Raw genomic sequence first — 16,454 nt, forward strand, 5'->3', positions numbered from 1 at the left:
ATGTGTGGAATTGTAGGGGTGCTGGGCAGCCACGAAGTCGCGCCAATCCTTGTCGAAGCGCTCAAACGCCTCGAATATCGAGGCTATGACAGCGCGGGGATAGCAACCGTCGAGGATGGTATTCTGGATCGCCGCCGGGCGGTTGGCAAACTGGTCAATCTGTCGGATCTTCTGGTGCATGAACCCCTTACCGGGAAGTCGGGCATCGGTCATACACGCTGGGCCACACATGGCGCGCCCACCGTGGTCAACGCGCATCCGCATCAAGCCGGTCGTGTCGCCGTCGTCCACAACGGGATCATCGAGAATTTTCGCGAACTTCGCACCGAACTTGCGGAACTCGGCATCAAATTCATCACCCAGACAGACACGGAGACAATTGCGCTCCTGACGGAGCATTACATGTCTGATGGGCTCGACCCCATCGAGGCTGCGAGCAAGACACTTGACCGTTTGGAAGGCGCTTTCGCCTTAGCCTTTCTGTTTTCCGGCGAGGACGATCTGATCGTGGCAGCGCGTAAAGGCTCCCCGCTGGCGATCGGCCATGGGGATGGTGAAATGTTCGTGGGTTCAGACGCGATTGCATTGTCTCCTCTCACAGACCGGATCAGCTACCTTGAGGAAGGCGACCGCGCCGTTGTGACCCGCACCAGTTTGGAGATTCGCGACATCAATGGGACGCTTGCGAACCGCGCGATCAGGACGGTCCAGATAGGTGACACACAGATCGACAAGGCGGGCCATAAACACTTCATGGCCAAGGAAATCGCCGAACAACCCACGGTCATCGGACAGGCCATCAGCAACTACATCGACCATGAGGGGCAGATCACGCTGCCTGATCCGGGTTTGGATTTCAATTCTGTGGACAGACTGACCTTGGTCGCTTGCGGCACTGCTTTTTACGCCTGTCTTACGGCGAAGTACTGGTTCGAACAAATCGCGCGTATTCCTGTGGATGTAGATGTGGCCTCGGAGTTTCGATACCGCGAACCACCTGTAATTCCGCGCACCACAGCGCTTTTCGTAAGTCAATCCGGAGAAACGGCCGACACCTTGGCTGCCTTACGTTATTGCGAGGGAAAAGCCGATCGCATTGTCTCGGTGGTCAATGTGCCGGAAAGCTCAATCGCTCGGGAAAGCGATCTGGTGCTACCGATCCATGCAGGTATCGAGGTTGGCGTTGCGTCGACCAAGGCCTTTACCTGCCAGCTTGCCGTTCTGTTTCTCCTGGCCTTGAAGGCGGCGCAGGATCGCGGTGAGATTGACGCAGAAACACTGGCGGATCACCTGTCATCCCTGCGCGGCATACCCAGTGTGCTCAGCACTGCTCTTGAGGCCAATGCAGAGATGCAAAAAGCTTCGCTGCAACTTGCTGAAGCACGCGATGTTTTGTTCCTTGGGCGTGGCTTGATGTTCCCGCTTGCATTGGAGGGTGCATTAAAGCTGAAAGAAATCAGTTATATACATGCAGAGGCCTATGCCTCCGGTGAATTGAAACACGGGCCTATTGCCCTGATCGACAAATCGGTTCCGGTGGTTGTCATGGCGCCGCGCGACGCGCTTTTTGACAAGACCGTCAGCAATATGCAGGAGGTCATGGCGCGCAAAGGACGGGTCATTCTGGTGTCTGATCGAGAGGGTCTCAAGGCGGCGGGCGAAGGCGCGTTTGCCACCATAGAACTCCCAACAGTCCCGGATGCATTGACGCCCCTGCTCTATGCTATTCCGGCCCAACTGCTGGCCTATCATACGGCGGTGGCCAAGGGGACGGATGTGGATCAACCACGCAACCTCGCCAAATCTGTAACGGTGGAGTAAAATATGGCAAAGCAGTTTGACAAACTCAGCGATGTTCTGACCCGCTTCATTGAGGCACAGCATATTTTCTTTGTGGGGAGTGCCGCAGCGACCGGTCAGGTCAATGTGTCCCCAAAGGGCATGGATTCTTTGCGCGTTCTTGACCCCAATCGGATTGTATGGCGCAACCTGACGGGATCAGGCAATGAGACTGCCGGCCACCTGGCGCAAATCAACCGCATGACACTGATGTGGTGCGGGTTTGAGGCCAAACCGATGATTTTGCGCACCTATGGGACCGCGTGCACGTTGCACCCGCGCGATGCCGATTTTGAAGCGTTGAACGCGCTTTTTCCTGAGTCAGACGGCGCGCGGCAGATCTATGATGTGCGCATTGATCTGGTCCAGACCAGTTGTGGCTATGCTGTTCCGTTCATGGATTATGTGGGCGAACGTGACGTCTTGAAGGACTGGACGAACAACAAAGGGCCCGACGGAATCGCGAACTACTGGGATACCCGTAACCAACTCACGATTGACGGCGCTCCCACGCATATTCTTGAACCGGACAAACCGGAAGCTCAGCGATAAACCTCGACCGGCACCAGATCAGACAAAAGCACGTTAAGCACGCGCATGCCAACGAGGGAAAGGCGACTGCCTGCAGTGGCCAGACCACCAACCGGGATCAATCTGACCGCCACCGAGTTTCCGGGTGCGTGGTCTCTGATCTGGCGCGGCGTTTCAACTTTGCCCAGCGATGTTTTCATCCAAAAGCCCGTTTCTACTGAGCTACCCAAAAAGGCAGCGGTTTGTCCCAGATTTTGGCCAACAGCACCAAACTGTGCCGCCTTTCCATGCCCGGCTTCAGTGATTTGATCCAAAACCTCTGGTGTCGTCGCCCCAACTGTCGGAAGCGGATCCTCGCCCCCCGGCCGCAGGGATCGCAAAGTTGAATTCATCCCATCCCCGCGCGCAGATGACATCAACCGGTCCAAAACTTCACATCCCGAGACCGTCGCCAAGCAGCAAACCGCGCTGCGCCAAATCTCTTTTTTGGTCCAAATCACGGTCCAAAGCACATGATCGCACTCGCATCTATACCGTTAACCTCTTGCTGCGCCTGCCCGAGCGCATTACCTATGTTGGTATGACAGAGCCTTTGATTGATCCATTTGCCCGCGCGATCACCTACCTGAGAGTTTCGGTAACAGACCGTTGCGATTTCCGTTGTGTGTACTGCATGTCCGAAAACATGACCTTTCTGCCCAAGAAAGAACTGCTTACGCTCGAAGAACTGGACCGCATGTGTTCTACTTTTGTGGGTCTGGGTGTGGAAAAACTGCGCATTACCGGCGGCGAACCCTTGGTACGTAAGGGGATCATGACATTCTTTGACAGCATGAGCCGGCATCTCGACAGCGGTGCACTCAAAGAGCTGACACTGACGACAAACGGCAGCCAACTGGAGCGTTTCGCGGCAGATCTTTATGCAGCGGGTGTGCGCAGAGTGAACGTCTCTCTGGACACTTTGGATGAAAGCAAGTTTGCCGATATTACGCGTTGGGGCCGCCTGCCTCAGGTCCTGCGTGGGATAGACGCGGCGCAAGCTGCGGGCATGCGGGTGAAACTGAACGCAGTCGCCCTGAAGGACTTCAACGAAGCGGAACTTCCATACATCACCGCGTGGTGCGCGGAACGCGGGATTGACCTCACGTGGATCGAAGTCATGCCCATGGGTGACATCGGCAACGAAGACCGCTTGGGCCAGTATTGGTCGCTCAAAGACGTGCGAGCACGCTACGCAGAGCACTATACGGTTACTGATCTGGCGGAACGCACCGGCGGCCCGGCGCGCTATGTGCGGTTGGAAGAAACGGGCCAGAAAATTGGGTTTATCACGCCCCTGTCCCATAACTTCTGCGAAAGCTGCAACCGTGTTCGGCTGACCTGCACCGGTGAAATTTTCATGTGCCTGGGTCAGGAGGATGCGGCAGATCTGCGTGCGCCCCTGCGCGCGCATCCTCACGATGACGGCCCACTGAAGAACGCGATCCGAGCTGCTATCCAATTAAAACCCAAGGGGCATGATTTCGACTATTCCCGCCAGCGCCTGGACGGGCAAATGCCAAGACATATGAGCCATACGGGCGGCTGACTGAACGCATGCGCGCGCCGCCGCTTTTTCATGTATATGTTATCGCCACGGTTCTGCTCGCGCCGTTTGCGGCCTGGTCGGAAATCCGCAAGCTGCGCCAACAAGGGGTTTCCGCGTTACGTGCCCATGAAAAAATGGGGCACGCCAGTCAACCGCGGATCGGATCCGGTCATCTCATCTGGTTTCATGCGGCATCGGTTGGTGAAAGCCTTTCCGTCCTCGCTCTGATAACAAAAATGGGCGAAATGCTCCCACGGGCACATTTTCTGATCACCTCGGGAACACCAACGTCGGCAAAACTTGTGGCGGACCGGATGCCGCCGCGAACGGTGCATCAATTCGCGCCACTCGACGCCACCGGCCCCCTTACGCGGTTCCTGCGTCACTGGCGCCCGGCAGCCGCCATTTTTGTCGAAAGCGAACTCTGGCCCCGCATGTTGCGCATGACTCGCGAAAGCGGCGCGCATATGGCACTGGTCAACGCCCGCCTCTCCGCCAAATCTCGTGCTGCATGGGCGCGCAGACCTTCATTTGCGGCTTTCGTACTGGATGTTTTTGACCTTATCCTCACCCAGAATGATGACATGGCTGAGGCAATGGTCAAAATGCACGCCCCCGCGGATCGCGTGGCGCGTGGCACAAACCTTAAATCCATGTCCGCCCCGCTGCCGCAAAATCCCGCATTGCTTGCGCAAATACGGACCGCAATCAAGTCACGTCCGGTCTGGGTCGCAGCCTCAACGCACAAAGGCGAAGAAGCCACCGTTTTGGAAGCTCACAAGGAACTTCTTGAGCGAAACCCTGATCTGTTGCTTATCCTTGTTCCGCGTCATCCGGATCGCCGGGACGACGTCATAAAACTCATTGAGAACAGCGAACTGCCCTACGCTGTACGGTCCCATGACACGATGCCACAAGATGATCACGCGGTTTACCTCGCTGACACCCTTGGTGAATTGGGGGATTGGTACGCCCTCACGGATTTTGTGTTTTTGGGCGGTTCTCTGTTGCCAATCGGCGGGCATAATCCATTCGAGGTGGTACAATCGGATGCTGCGGTTCTGTCGGGTCCGCATGTTGCCAATTTTGCAGAAACATTCGAGCAGATGGAAGAAACGGGCGCGGCCGAGGTCGTAACGGATGCCGCGCAATTGACACAGGCCGCAGACAGGCTGCTGCATGATACGACGCATAAATCGGCTTGCCTGAGCGCCGCGCGTGCATTTGTTCAGGGCAAATCAGATGAATTGACCAGAATCGCCGCGCGCCTCATTCATATTCTCAAGCTTGAAGATGATATCAGATGACATCCTCCCCTGCGCCCGTGCCTGCTTCAGGTGACATCGACGTGATTGCGCCAAACTTCAAGCGACGTCATTCGGGCGTCACGTCCACGGTCATCCGCCTTGTGCCACTGCAAGCGCAAGATATCGCCATCGTGGCTTGCGCGCCGGACTTGCCGCTTCAGGTGCCAAATCTTGCGCCTGTAAAACTGCTCGGTCTGTCACGCAAAGGACCCTCTGGCGCGCGCGTCTGGCATGCACGACGCAATGTTGAAATGGTGGCGGGACTGGCTCTGAAATACCTTGCTGGCAAGCGGCTTAAATTGCTTTTCACTTCTGCCGCACAGCGCCGTCATACCGGCTTTACCCGCTGGCTGATCAGACAGATGGATGCGGTGATTGCAACCTCCGCCAAATCCGCAAGTTATCTCGAACGTGAGGCGACGGTCATTCGCCATGGGGTTGATTGTGAGCAGTTTCAGCCGGTTGATGATCGAGGTGATTTGCGCGCAGAGCTTGACTTACCGGTTGACGGCCCGCTGATCGGGTGTTTTGGCCGCATCCGCCCGCAAAAAGGCAATGATCTGTTTGTCACTGCCATGATTGATGTATTCGCGACAGACCCAAAGGCAAAAGCCCTGATCATGGGGCGCGCAACCGCTGAGCATCAGGCGTTTTTGCACAAACTGAAGAACGATGTGGCAGCAGCAGGTTTGTCTGATCGCATTTTGTTTCGCGATGAGGTTCCAATTGCGGATCTCGCCCGGCATTTTCAGGCTTTGGATCTATATGTGGCCCCTCAGCGGTGGGAGGGGTTCGGACTGACACCACTGGAAGCCATGGCCTGCGGGTCGCCGGTCGTCGCCACCAAAGTTGGCGCATTTGAGGAATTGATTGTTGAGGGCGAAACCGGACATCTGGTCGAGATCGAAGACGCGGCCGCCATTGCCGAACGGGTCAGCGTTATCCTGGGAGACCCCAGCGTTTTGCATGCGATGTCAAAGGCGGCGCGCGAGAACGTGACCAGCAACTTCCGCATCGAACAGGAAGCGGCATCCATCACAGCTGTCTATCGTAAGCTGTTGGCCGTATGATCTTCAAGACTTATCCAAAATAATCAAAAGTTGACTACCGCGCCGACGGTAAGCGTTGCTCTACGATTTCAGCCCACCAACTGCACCCGGCTGGGATTGCGTCGTCATTGAAATTGTACTCGGGATGATGCACCGCAGCCCCCGGTCCGTTACCCACGAGAATGTAAGCACCAGGGCGTTCGTTGAGCATAAAGGCAAAATCCTCGCCCCCCATGATCAACGGCGCCTCCTCACAGGATCCAGACACAGTTTCCGCAACTTTTGCGGCAAACGCGGTCTGCTCCTCATGGTTCGCCATCACCGGGTAGTTACGCGTGTATTGCACCCGCGCCTCTGCGCCGAAGCTCTCGGCCACACCGCTCGAAATCTTGTTCAAACGCATTTCGGCAAGGTCGCGCATTTCTTTGGACATCGTGCGAACCGTGCCCTTCAACGTCACCCGTTGTGGAATTACATTGAAGGCCTTGGAGGAGGTTTCGAACGACGTGACCGACACAACAATTTGGTCAACAGGGTCCGCATAGCGGCTGGCAATAGTCTGCAAGGCGATGACGATATGGCTCGCCACGATGGTTGTGTCCACTGTCTCATGGGGTTTGGCTGCATGTCCACCCAACCCTTCAACCTCGATATCAAACACATCGGTAGCCGCAAAAAACGCACCGGGGCGAATGGAGAAACTTCCCATCGGTTTGCCCGGCCAATTGTGCATGCCGTAGACCTCCTGAATGCCGAATTGCGTCATCATGCCGTCTTCGCACATTTCGCGCCCGCCGCCGCCGCCTTCTTCTGCGGGTTGAAAGATAACGACGGCAGTTCCGTCAAAATTACGCGTTTCCGCAAGGTATTTCGCGGCTCCAAGTAACATCGCGGTATGGCCGTCGTGACCACAGGCATGCATCGCCCCATCAGTCTTGGATGCGTATTCCAGTCCGGTCTGCTCGTGAATTGGCAGGGCGTCCATATCCGCCCTCAAGCCAATAACCTTGCCAGAACTATCAGACAGGCCTTTGATCACGCCGACCACCCCCGTGCGCCCGATCCCGGTCACGACCTCATCACACCCAAATTCCCTGAGTTTGTCAGCAACCAACGCGGATGTGCGATGCGTGTCAAAAAGCAGTTCCGGATGTTCGTGCATATCTCGTCGCCACGCGGTGATCTCATCATGTAATTCTGCGAAACGGTTCTTGACGGCCATATGGATTGTCTCCCTGAGATCAGACTGTATGGGGCTGCGACTACTCGGAGCGCGTGATGTTTTCAGTTTTGGCCACGACCCGCCCGGGACTTTGCAATGGGGCGGTGCTCAATGTCACAGCGCAGTCCCAGTACTGTAAAGATTCCGGGCGAGTCTTCAAGGAAGTCGCGGCAATTTGATCCAGTCTTTGGGCGTCAAAGTGCTGGTCCCAGATTTACTTTACTGCCATCTGAAAACCGCGCAAAACGGAACCGTGTCAGATCATGGCCCGGTGCCTTACCCATGGCGAGGTCCGCAAGAATGCGACCCATTGCCGGGCCAATGCCAAAGCCATGGCCGCTCATGCCGGTTCCCAGAGTAAGACCAGGCAAGGCAGCGACCCTGTCAACCACTGGAACCACGTCGGGCATCGTGTCAATCATCCCGGCCCATACATGTGAAAGGGTGAAATCCGGCAGGTCAGGGAAGAGCGACGCAAAGTCCGTTTTCAACCTTTGCGCGCGCGCCGTATTCGGGGTTGGGTTCAGAACGCGCAGGGCTTCAAACGGGCTTGTGTTGTCCGAGGACCAGTGGCGGGGCGTGCGCCAGCCATCAGGATATCCGTTTGGAGAAAAAGGTAAAAACCGCGTACCAAAAGGATCCGCACGCAGTTGCGTCAGAAATTTTGGCAAAGCGCGCACGGCGTCCCATCCCAAAAACAACTCATGAAAACCGCCTGGCGCCAGCGTATAACCACCATCGGCCCGGTGGCGAAAAGCGATGTCATTGTCAGCCACACCGCCATCCGCGACGGCGGGTAGTTCGGTTGTCGCCGCAACCGTTGCCCGCACAGAGAGCTGTGGCAAGGCCACATCATGGTTTCGCAGAAAAAGTGAAGACCATGCCCCGCCGGCCAGAACGACTTCTGGCGCAGATACCGTGCCTTTTTCCGTCACCACACCAGCGACTTTCCCGGCAGAAAGATCAAGGCAGCGTACGGCACAATTTTCGACAACATCAGCGCCTTCGCGCACGGCGATTTCGGCAAGTGCCGGCACCGCGCGCCAAGGTTCTGCGCGCATGTCGGACGCAGTATAAAGCGCGCCGACATAGGTTTGGGACATGCCTGGCAAGTCTTGCGACACTTGCGCAGCTGTGAGCACGCGCGTGTCTATGCCTTGCGCCACCGCATGTCGGGTCCAGTCACTGTAGCGCGCCAATTGTGCCTGTGTTTTGGCCAGATACGTGACGCCGCCTTCAGTCAGCCCGATGTCCTGATTGGTCTGCGTGGCGAGCTCACGCCAAAGGCGGTTTGCCTCCACCATGATGGGCAATTCATCCGGGTCGCGTCCCTGCTGGCGGATCCAGCCCCAATTGCGGCTGGATTGTTCCCCCGCGACGCACCCTTTTTCCAACAGTACAACTTTCTGGCCCGCGCGGGCCAGAAACAGCGCTGTTGAAACCCCGATGATTCCACCTCCGATCACCACGACATCCGCCTTTTCGGGCAGCGCGCCGGTAAAACGGAGAGGTGTTTCTTGTGAGAAGGGAAAATTCTGCATGTCAGCGCAGAGGGGCAACGGGGTCAAGGTGGCCTGAAGCCCACCCTACCCGATAGTCTTGCCGCAATCGGCAAATCGGCACCGACATCATTGGCCGAGACAAGTGACGAGATTTTTCATGAAAAGATGACCCGCCTCGAACTGTGCCACAGACAGGTACTCATTTGGTTGGTGCGCTTGCGCGATATCGCCGGGTCCGCAGATGACGGCAGAATAACCGGCTTGCTGAAACTGTCCTGCCTCGGTGCCATAGCTGACCACGTGACCGGCGTTGTCCCCTGTCAATACGCGTACAAGGGTTTCGGCGCTTCCATCTTTTTCTGGCCGCAAAGCTGGCACGTCAAAACGCTGTGAGATTTCGATTTTTGTCTCGGGAACAACGGATTGCATCATACTTTCGATCTCGGCCACGCGCGCGCGGTAACGCGCCTCCCACATTTCTTTGGCTTCTCCGGGGACAACACGAAAATCAACTGCAAAGTGGCAGTCTTTTGCGGTGATGTTATGCGCCGTTCCTCCCTCGATCATCCCGACATGCACTGTTGTGTAGGGGGGATCAAACATCGCCGCCAAATCGCCCGGTGTCTGTGCTTGATTTTGCGCATTCATCTCATTGGCCCATTCGATCAGTTTGGCCCCATACATGATTGCGTTTACGCCGCGATCCATCAATGAGCTATGGATTTCAAACCCCTGGACATGCGTATCAAAACCAGTACCGCCCTTGTGACCAGAGACCGCTCGCATTGAGGAGGGCTCCCCCACGATCACCGTTGTGCCTTTAGGCAAAACGGCTTGCATCGCCGTAATCATTGGCGGGGCCCCGGTGCACCCAATCTCCTCGTCAAAACTCAGTGCTATTTGCAACGGACGTTTGACGCCAGCGTGATGCGCCTCGACCAATGCCCAAATCGCGAGCGCATCAAAACCCTTCATGTCGCACGTGCCGCGACCATAGTATTTTCCGTCCTTCTCAACCACTTCAAAGGGGTCTGTATCCCACGGCTGCGCATCCACGGGCACCACATCCGTGTGGCCGGAAAGAACCACTGCTCCCTCTTCCCATGGTCCAACGTGGGCAAACAGCGCCGCTTTGGGTTCTTCAGGATGGGTGTAACGGTGCGCCTGAATACCGTGGCTTGTGAGGTAGTTTTCGGTCCAGTCAATCAGCGGCAGGTTCGTATCACGGCTGACCGTGGGAAAGGAAACAAGCTTCTGCATGATGGCCAGCGGGGCAAGGCGGTCGGTCATAGAAACTTAGTATCCGCTGTCCGTTTCGAGCACGAAATGGTCCGCCGTTACTTCGCGATAGACCGAAGGTTCGGGTGCATAGCCAACTGCACGGATCGGGGATGGGATCGGTTTGAAATTCAGCTCGCTCTCATCCTTGCGCTGGCGCGGGTCCGCTATGGGCACGGCCTTCATAAGGGCTTGAGTATAGGCATGCTGCGGATTCTCAAAAACTTGCGCGCGCGGTCCCATTTCCACGATCCGGCCCAAATACATCACGCCCACCTGATGGCTGACCCGTTCGACAACCGCCATATCGTGACTGATAAACAAAAACGACAGCCCGAGTTCAGACTGTAGTTCCATCATCAGGTTTAGAACCTGCGCCTGTACCGAAACGTCCAGCGCTGAGACGGCCTCATCCGCTATAATCAACTTGGGGTTTAAGGCGAGTGCGCGCGCAATCGCAACGCGCTGTCGTTGCCCGCCCGACAGTTCATGCGGGAAACGACGCATGAAACTGCGCGGCAGTTCTACGCGGTCAAACAACATGCCCACACGATCATGCACTGCTGCGCCTTTCAGCGTGCCGTAGTTGTGAATGGGTTCTGCGACCTGATCCGAGAGCTGCATCTGTGGATTGAGCGAGGCAAACGGATCCTGAAAGATCATCTGCATGTCAAGGCGCGCCTCGCGCAGGGCATTCTGATCTAATGCCATGATGTCCTTACCGCCCAGATTGACCTCTCCTGATATTGGGTCGACCAATCGCAGGATCGACCGACCGGCCGTGGATTTGCCGCAGCCGCTCTCCCCCACAAGGCTCAGAGTCTGGCCTTTGTTGATCGTAAATGACAGATCCTCCACGGCATGCACATTCGCGACCGTACGGCGGAAAAACCCACCTTTCACCGGAAAACGCGTGGTCAGGTTCTTGACCGATAACAACACCTCATCCGTGCCCGGTATCGGGTGTATTGCGTGGCTCTCGGACCCCAATAGCTTCATGGGTTCGGGAAATGGCTTACCTGTCATTTCACCCAATTTGGGCACTGCGGCCAACAGAGCTTTGGTATAGGTGTGCTGTGGGTTCTCAAAGATCTCAGTGACCGGTCCTTCTTCGACCTTGTTGCCACGAAACATGACAACAACCCGGTCCGCCATCTGCGCCACAACGGCCATATCATGGGTAATGAACATCACGGCTGTTCCGGTCTCTCGCTTGAGACGGTCCATCAGAGCGAGGATTTCTGCCTGAATTGTCACATCCAAAGCGGTCGTCGGCTCGTCGGCAATGAGAAGGCGTGGTTTGCACGCCAATGCCATTGCAATAACAACGCGTTGACGCATGCCCCCTGAAAGTTCGTGGGGATATTGCTCCAACCGCCGCTCCGGCTCTGGAATGCGCACCTCTCGCAGTAATTCCAGCGCACGCGCATCGGCTTCGGCCTTGCCGATGTTCTTGTGCAACCGCAACCCTTCTGTCAGCTGCCGCCCGACGGTAAAAACCGGGTTCAGCGCCGTCATCGGTTCCTGAAAAATCATCCCGATTTCATTGCCGCGAATGGCGCGCATTTGCTCTGATCCGGTATGGGCCAGATCGACGTCCTCTGAACCGGGGCGGTCAAACCAAAGTTGCCCGCCCGTTATCTCGCCGCCACCAAATTCGACAAGGCGCATCAAAGATAGCGAGGAAACAGATTTTCCAGAACCACTTTCACCGACAACACAGACCGTTTCGCCCGGGTTGATATCAAAAGACACATCTTCCACACCCAAGACGGGTCCATCTTTCGTCTGAAATTCGACCCGCAGGCCTTTAATTTGTGCAATGGGGTGCACGGCCTCTTTTTGTTTTTGTTGGTCCAGCATTGCCGCCCCTGATTTCTTGTTGTGTGAACGCTACGGCCAACACGTCAGGCGTGTCAAACCCGTCCGGGGCAGTTGTCACAAAGTCGACCATCTCAAGGGTTGCTTTTTCCGAAAAAGATGCTTCGATGGGCATATGCATCCCGGGGTGCGGCCTCGAAACTGCGTCTTTTCGTAAAGTTAGGCCGATGAACTCACTCAGCTTCCGGTAAGCACCAAAAAGGCGTCCGACACGCAACTGAGGCGCACAACGGCATTCAAATGCCAGCATGGAGTAAAACATGAAGCTCAAAACCCTATTACTGGGCGCCATCGCCGCAACAGGCCTGGCACCAGCCGTTTTAGCAGACGGTCACGAAGGCGAGCGCGGCAGAGATGGCCAACTCAATATCATATACTGGCAAGCTCCCTCGACGCTGAACCCGTTTCTGTCAGGCGGCACCAAGGAGAACGAAGCCGCCAGTCTGATCCTGGAATCACTCGCGCGCTTCAATGAAAAAGGTGAAATGGTACCCTGGCTTGCTCAAGACATCCCTACAGTCGAGAACGGCGGTGTGGCTGAGGATCTGACATCCATCACCTGGACCCTGAAAGAAAATGTCATCTGGTCTGATGGCTCCGCGCTGACGCCAGACGATCTTATCTTCACGCACGAGTATTGCACTCACCCCGAAAGTGGTTGCGCATCACTCAGCTACTTCGACGGCATTAGCGCAGTCGAAGCGGTTGGTGAGCGTGGCGTGAAAATCTCTTTCGAATCCCCCAAACCTTTTCCCTATACAGCCTTTGTAGGGAATGAATCCCCAATTTTACAGAAAGCTCAATTTCTGGAATGCCTTGGACCTCGGGCACCTGAGTGCACAGAGGAAAATTTTGGACCTATCGGCACCGGCCCATTTAAGGTCGCAGAATTCCGCCCCAACGATGTGATCACCTATGTCATGAACGAAAACTATCGCGAAGCGGGAAAGCCGGCCTTTGCGCAAATCACGTTCAAAGGCGGCGGTGATGCGGCCGCGGCGGCGCGATCCGTTCTGGAAACTGGCGAATTCGACTATGCATGGAATTTGCAACTGGCGCCTGATGTTCTTTCGCGAATGGAAGAGGCGGGCAAGGGCACCGTGGTCGCGGCCTACGGTACTTCCGTCGAACGCATCATGGTCAACCAAACCAATGCTGATCCAAACCTGGGACCGGATCAACGCTCGGTCTTTATGGAAGGGGAAAACGTACACCCTTTCCTGACCGACCCTGCGGTGGGTCAGGCGCTTTCTATGTCCATTGATCGCGCCCTGATCGACGAAATCGGATATGGTGCTGGCGGTCAACCCACCTGCAATGTTTTGCCCGCGCCCGAACTCTATGCATCAACGGCGAACGATAGCTGCTTGACGCAAGACATTGCCGGTGCCAATGCGCTGCTGGACTCCGCAGGCTGGGTCGATTCCAATGGTAATGGTGTGCGTGACAAGGATGGCGTGGAACTTTCGATCCTGTTCCAAACCTCTACCAACGCCGTACGTCAGGACACTCAAGCGCTGATCAAGGACTGGTGGAACCAGATTGGTGTCGAAACAGAGTTGCGCAACATTGACGCTTCGGTCTTCTTTGGCAGTGATCCAGGCTCACCGGATACGTTCCAGAAATTCTATGCCGACGTCGAGATGTACACCAACAATTTCGCCGGTGTGGATCCCGAAGCCTATATGGGCAATTGGGTGTGCGCTGACATTCCGCGGCCCAGCACCCAATGGCAGGGCAACAACATGCAGCGTTTCTGCAGCGCGGAATACGACGCCCTTGTTGAAAAGATGTCCACCACGTCGGATCTGGCGGAGCGCGGTGCACTGGCCAAACAGATGAACGACATGCTGGTACAGAGCTATTCGATCATCCCGCTCATCCACCGTGGCAACCCGTCGGCGCACAGCAATACGCTGGGCGGCGTGAAAATGTCGGACTGGGACAGCGAGCTGTGGAATATCGCGGATTGGTACCGGATATCTAACTGACGCGACTTTGGGCAGGGGCTTGCTTCATTGCTAGCCCCTGTCCGCTTTTCCCCCTGGCGGGTTTGATCACGCGACACTTTATCCGCAACAATAACAAGACTGACGCATAGAGGCGTAGCACATGCTGACATATACAATCCGACGGCTCGTTTTATCGATCCCGACGTTGTTTTTCATATCGCTGGTGATCTTTGCGCTGCTGCAACTGGCACCGGGCGATCCGATGGCACAAGTGCCCCTGACTGTCCCTCCCGAAGTCAAACAGAAAATGCGCGAGGCACTTGGTCTTGGTCAACCGGTGCACGTGCAATACTGGAAATGGCTGGTCCAATTCTTCTGGATTGAACCGCAGGTATTGATTGACCACTGGTTTGGAACCGGTTTTGCCGAAGGCAAGCAACGCGTAATTTCCTGGCAGACCCGTTCACCGGTTATGGACATCGTGGTACAGCGCATCCCGCAAACACTCTGGGTTGTGGGCATGTCCTATATCGTGGGTATTCTGATTGCCCTGCCCATCGGCATCTATTCCGCCTACAAACAGTATTCCGTTTTCGATCAAGCCGGGACGTTTGTGTCAATGATCGGCTTTTCTGTCCCGCCGTTCTTTTCCGGCGTTTTGGTGATCGTGATTTTTTCGGTCAATCTGGGTTGGTTCCCATCCATCTATGACACCACCCTTGTGGTGAATGACTTGGCCAGCTTCAAAATGCAGCTACAGCAGATGATCATGCCCGTGATGGTACTGGCCTTGCAAACCACAGCACAGATCAGCCGCTTCATGCGCGCCTCCATGCTCGACAACCTTAATCAGGATTATGTACGCACCGCGCGTGCCAAGGGATTGCGCGAAAGCACTGTGGTCATGGTCCACGTGCTGCGCAACTCGATGATACCCATCATTACCGTGATTGCCCTTGGTATCCCGTCGATCTTTGGCGGCGCAATTATCACCGAGACCCTGTTCAAGGTGAACGGCATTGGGCAATTGCTGCTGACCGCGCTGTTTGCCAATGATCTGCCAATGGTGATGACCCTCACATTCATTTTTGCGATCCTGATCGTGTTTTTCAACCTGATCGCCGACGTGCTCTACGGCATCCTTGATCCGAGGATCCGCTATGACTGACCCCGCAACACCCCTGTCGGATGACCAGCTCTATGGTGCTCTCAAAGACAAAGAGCCGCCCAAAGAGCCGCGCAGTCAGTGGAAAGATGTCTGGGATCAGTTCCGCAAACACAAGGGCGCGCTCTTTGGCGGCGGTTTCCTTCTCTTTATTACCCTCGCCGTTCTGATCGGCCCCTTGGTCTGGAATGTCGATCCCAAGGCGCTGGACATCCGCAACAAGGACATGCGCCCGCTCTATACATTGCTTTGGGACGGGGATGCGCGCACCAGCTGGGCCAAACCACTCGGCTCGGACAATCTGGGCCGCGACATTCTGGCGACCCTGATCGCGGGTGGGCGTGCCTCCATGGCCGTTGGGTGGACCGCCATGATCCTGGCACTGTTGATCGGGACGGCGGTTGGCGTGTGCTCGGGCTATTTCAAACGACTTGATGGCGCTTTGATGCGCTTGACGGATCTGTTCCTGTCCCTGCCGATCCTGCCGTTACTGTTGGTCGCCGTGACCCTTTTCCGCCAACCCCTGCGCGCTGGTTTCGGCCCCGAAACGGGTATGTTCATCCTTATCGTGGGGGTCATCGGCATCACCTCCTGGATGCAAACGGCGCGCATTGTGCGCGGTGAAATTCTCGCTCTCAAGGAGCGTGAGTTCATTCTTGCGGCGCGCTCCATTGGCACGAAACCCTTCGCCATCATTCGACGGCATCTGCTGCCAAATGTTGTCTCACCCATCATGGTGTCTGCAACTTTGGGTCTGGCTACGGCGATTATCACGGAAAGCGCCCTCAGCTTTCTGGGTGTCGGTTTCCCGTCCGACTTCCCGACGTGGGGCAAGCTTCTGTCTGATGCTGTTCCGCGCATGGAAGAATTTCCCGAGCGCGTCGTGCTGCCGGGCATCTTGATATCCCTGACGGTGCTATCAGTGAATTACCTGGGTGATGGGCTAAGAGACGCGCTTGATCCTCGGATTCGAGGTCGCTGACAAAGGGGAAAACTCTATCTGCCGAACCCTAATGCCCTTTGAACCTGATGCATGACCAGGGACGGTGGGCGGGGCGTCTTTGGCGCAGCACAAAGAGCGCCGAACCGCTGTCTCCATGATATCAGCACCGGGTGCCGGATCGCAGGTTTGCAGTGCAA

The 16,454-nt window shown here is 56.1% G+C and carries 13 protein-coding genes; 8 read left to right on the top strand and 5 right to left on the bottom strand.

Features of this window, described 5'->3' with window-relative positions:
* Entirely contained in the window at positions 1–1,821 is a 1,821-nt protein-coding gene (gene glmS, locus R8G34_05370) for a glutamine--fructose-6-phosphate transaminase (isomerizing) (protein MDW3222308.1), read from the top strand.
* 3 nt (positions 1,822–1,824) lie between these two features.
* Positions 1,825–2,391, top strand: a complete 567-nt coding sequence (locus R8G34_05375; GenBank protein ID MDW3222309.1) for a pyridoxamine 5'-phosphate oxidase family protein — start codon at positions 1,825–1,827, stop codon at positions 2,389–2,391.
* On the opposite strand, the gene R8G34_05380 is transcribed toward R8G34_05375, so the two are convergent.
* Entirely contained in the window at positions 2,382–2,762 is a 381-nt protein-coding gene (locus R8G34_05380; GenBank protein MDW3222310.1) for a hypothetical protein, read from the bottom strand. The genes R8G34_05375 and R8G34_05380 overlap by 10 nt on opposite strands.
* A gap of 188 nt (positions 2,763–2,950) precedes the next feature.
* Here R8G34_05380 and moaA point away from each other — a divergent pair, with 188 nt between their 5' ends.
* The 3 genes from moaA to R8G34_05395 are packed head-to-tail and all read left to right on the top strand — an operon-like array spanning position 2,951 to position 6,335.
* Positions 2,951–3,958 carry a GTP 3',8-cyclase MoaA gene (moaA, locus tag R8G34_05385; protein MDW3222311.1) on the top strand — a complete coding sequence of 336 codons (1,008 nt, stop codon included), beginning with the start codon at positions 2,951–2,953 and terminating at the stop codon, positions 3,956–3,958.
* Positions 3,959–3,966: 8 nt separating this feature from the next.
* Positions 3,967–5,265 carry a 3-deoxy-D-manno-octulosonic acid transferase gene (locus R8G34_05390; GenBank protein MDW3222312.1) on the top strand — a complete coding sequence of 433 codons (1,299 nt, stop codon included), beginning with the start codon at positions 3,967–3,969 and terminating at the stop codon, positions 5,263–5,265.
* Positions 5,262–6,335 carry a glycosyltransferase family 4 protein gene (locus R8G34_05395; protein ID MDW3222313.1) on the top strand — a complete coding sequence of 358 codons (1,074 nt, stop codon included), beginning with the start codon at positions 5,262–5,264 and terminating at the stop codon, positions 6,333–6,335. The genes R8G34_05390 and R8G34_05395 overlap by 4 nt, the downstream gene beginning before the upstream one ends.
* Before the next feature lie 34 nt (positions 6,336–6,369).
* Here the strand turns inward: R8G34_05395 and R8G34_05400 are convergent, their stop codons facing one another.
* The 4 genes from R8G34_05400 to R8G34_05415 form a co-directional block, all read right to left on the bottom strand.
* On the bottom strand, positions 6,370–7,536 hold the full coding sequence (locus R8G34_05400; protein ID MDW3222314.1) for a M20 aminoacylase family protein: 1,167 nt from the start codon (positions 7,534–7,536) through the stop codon (positions 6,370–6,372).
* A 194-nt stretch (positions 7,537–7,730) separates the two neighbouring features.
* Entirely contained in the window at positions 7,731–9,077 is a 1,347-nt protein-coding gene (locus R8G34_05405; protein MDW3222315.1) for an FAD-dependent oxidoreductase, read from the bottom strand.
* An 87-nt stretch (positions 9,078–9,164) separates the two neighbouring features.
* Complete coding sequence (gene argE, locus R8G34_05410) at positions 9,165–10,328, bottom strand: acetylornithine deacetylase (GenBank protein MDW3222316.1); 1,164 nt, start codon at positions 10,326–10,328, stop codon at positions 9,165–9,167.
* A 6-nt stretch (positions 10,329–10,334) separates the two neighbouring features.
* A complete protein-coding gene (locus R8G34_05415) occupies positions 10,335–12,179 on the bottom strand; it encodes an ABC transporter ATP-binding protein (GenBank protein MDW3222317.1) in 1,845 nt (614 codons plus the stop codon).
* A gap of 278 nt (positions 12,180–12,457) precedes the next feature.
* Here R8G34_05415 and R8G34_05420 point away from each other — a divergent pair, with 278 nt between their 5' ends.
* From R8G34_05420 to R8G34_05430, 3 genes are all read left to right on the top strand, one after another.
* A complete protein-coding gene (locus tag R8G34_05420; protein ID MDW3222318.1) occupies positions 12,458–14,188 on the top strand; it encodes a peptide ABC transporter substrate-binding protein in 1,731 nt (576 codons plus the stop codon).
* Between the two features lie 121 nt (positions 14,189–14,309).
* Positions 14,310–15,317: an ABC transporter permease gene (locus tag R8G34_05425; protein MDW3222319.1), complete on the top strand. Its 1,008-nt coding sequence runs from the start codon at positions 14,310–14,312 to the stop codon at positions 15,315–15,317.
* Positions 15,310–16,296, top strand: coding sequence for an ABC transporter permease (locus tag R8G34_05430; protein ID MDW3222320.1), 987 nt, complete (start codon positions 15,310–15,312; stop codon positions 16,294–16,296). The genes R8G34_05425 and R8G34_05430 overlap by 8 nt, the downstream gene beginning before the upstream one ends.
* Positions 16,297–16,454 lie beyond the last annotated feature (158 nt).

The organism is Paracoccaceae bacterium (assembly GCA_033344815.1).
In the GTDB taxonomy this organism is placed as follows: Bacteria; Pseudomonadota; Alphaproteobacteria; order Rhodobacterales; family Rhodobacteraceae; genus Roseobacter.

What these genes read in the sequence shown, in the direction of transcription:
- glmS (MDW3222308.1), top strand. Translation starts at nt 1, where the DNA reads ATGTGTGGAATTGTAGGGGTGCTGGGCAGCCACGAAGTCGCGCCAATC.
- R8G34_05375 (MDW3222309.1), top strand. Translation starts at nt 1,825, where the DNA reads ATGGCAAAGCAGTTTGACAAACTCAGCGATGTTCTGACCCGCTTCATT.
- R8G34_05380 (MDW3222310.1), bottom strand. Translation starts at nt 2,762, where the DNA reads ATGAATTCAACTTTGCGATCCCTGCGGCCGGGGGGCGAGGATCCGCTT.
- moaA (MDW3222311.1), top strand. Translation starts at nt 2,951, where the DNA reads ATGACAGAGCCTTTGATTGATCCATTTGCCCGCGCGATCACCTACCTG.
- R8G34_05390 (MDW3222312.1), top strand. Translation starts at nt 3,967, where the DNA reads ATGCGCGCGCCGCCGCTTTTTCATGTATATGTTATCGCCACGGTTCTG.
- R8G34_05395 (MDW3222313.1), top strand. Translation starts at nt 5,262, where the DNA reads ATGACATCCTCCCCTGCGCCCGTGCCTGCTTCAGGTGACATCGACGTG.
- R8G34_05400 (MDW3222314.1), bottom strand. Translation starts at nt 7,536, where the DNA reads ATGGCCGTCAAGAACCGTTTCGCAGAATTACATGATGAGATCACCGCG.
- R8G34_05405 (MDW3222315.1), bottom strand. Translation starts at nt 9,077, where the DNA reads ATGCAGAATTTTCCCTTCTCACAAGAAACACCTCTCCGTTTTACCGGC.
- argE (MDW3222316.1), bottom strand. Translation starts at nt 10,328, where the DNA reads ATGACCGACCGCCTTGCCCCGCTGGCCATCATGCAGAAGCTTGTTTCC.
- R8G34_05415 (MDW3222317.1), bottom strand. Translation starts at nt 12,179, where the DNA reads ATGCTGGACCAACAAAAACAAAAAGAGGCCGTGCACCCCATTGCACAA.
- R8G34_05420 (MDW3222318.1), top strand. Translation starts at nt 12,458, where the DNA reads ATGAAGCTCAAAACCCTATTACTGGGCGCCATCGCCGCAACAGGCCTG.
- R8G34_05425 (MDW3222319.1), top strand. Translation starts at nt 14,310, where the DNA reads ATGCTGACATATACAATCCGACGGCTCGTTTTATCGATCCCGACGTTG.
- R8G34_05430 (MDW3222320.1), top strand. Translation starts at nt 15,310, where the DNA reads ATGACTGACCCCGCAACACCCCTGTCGGATGACCAGCTCTATGGTGCT.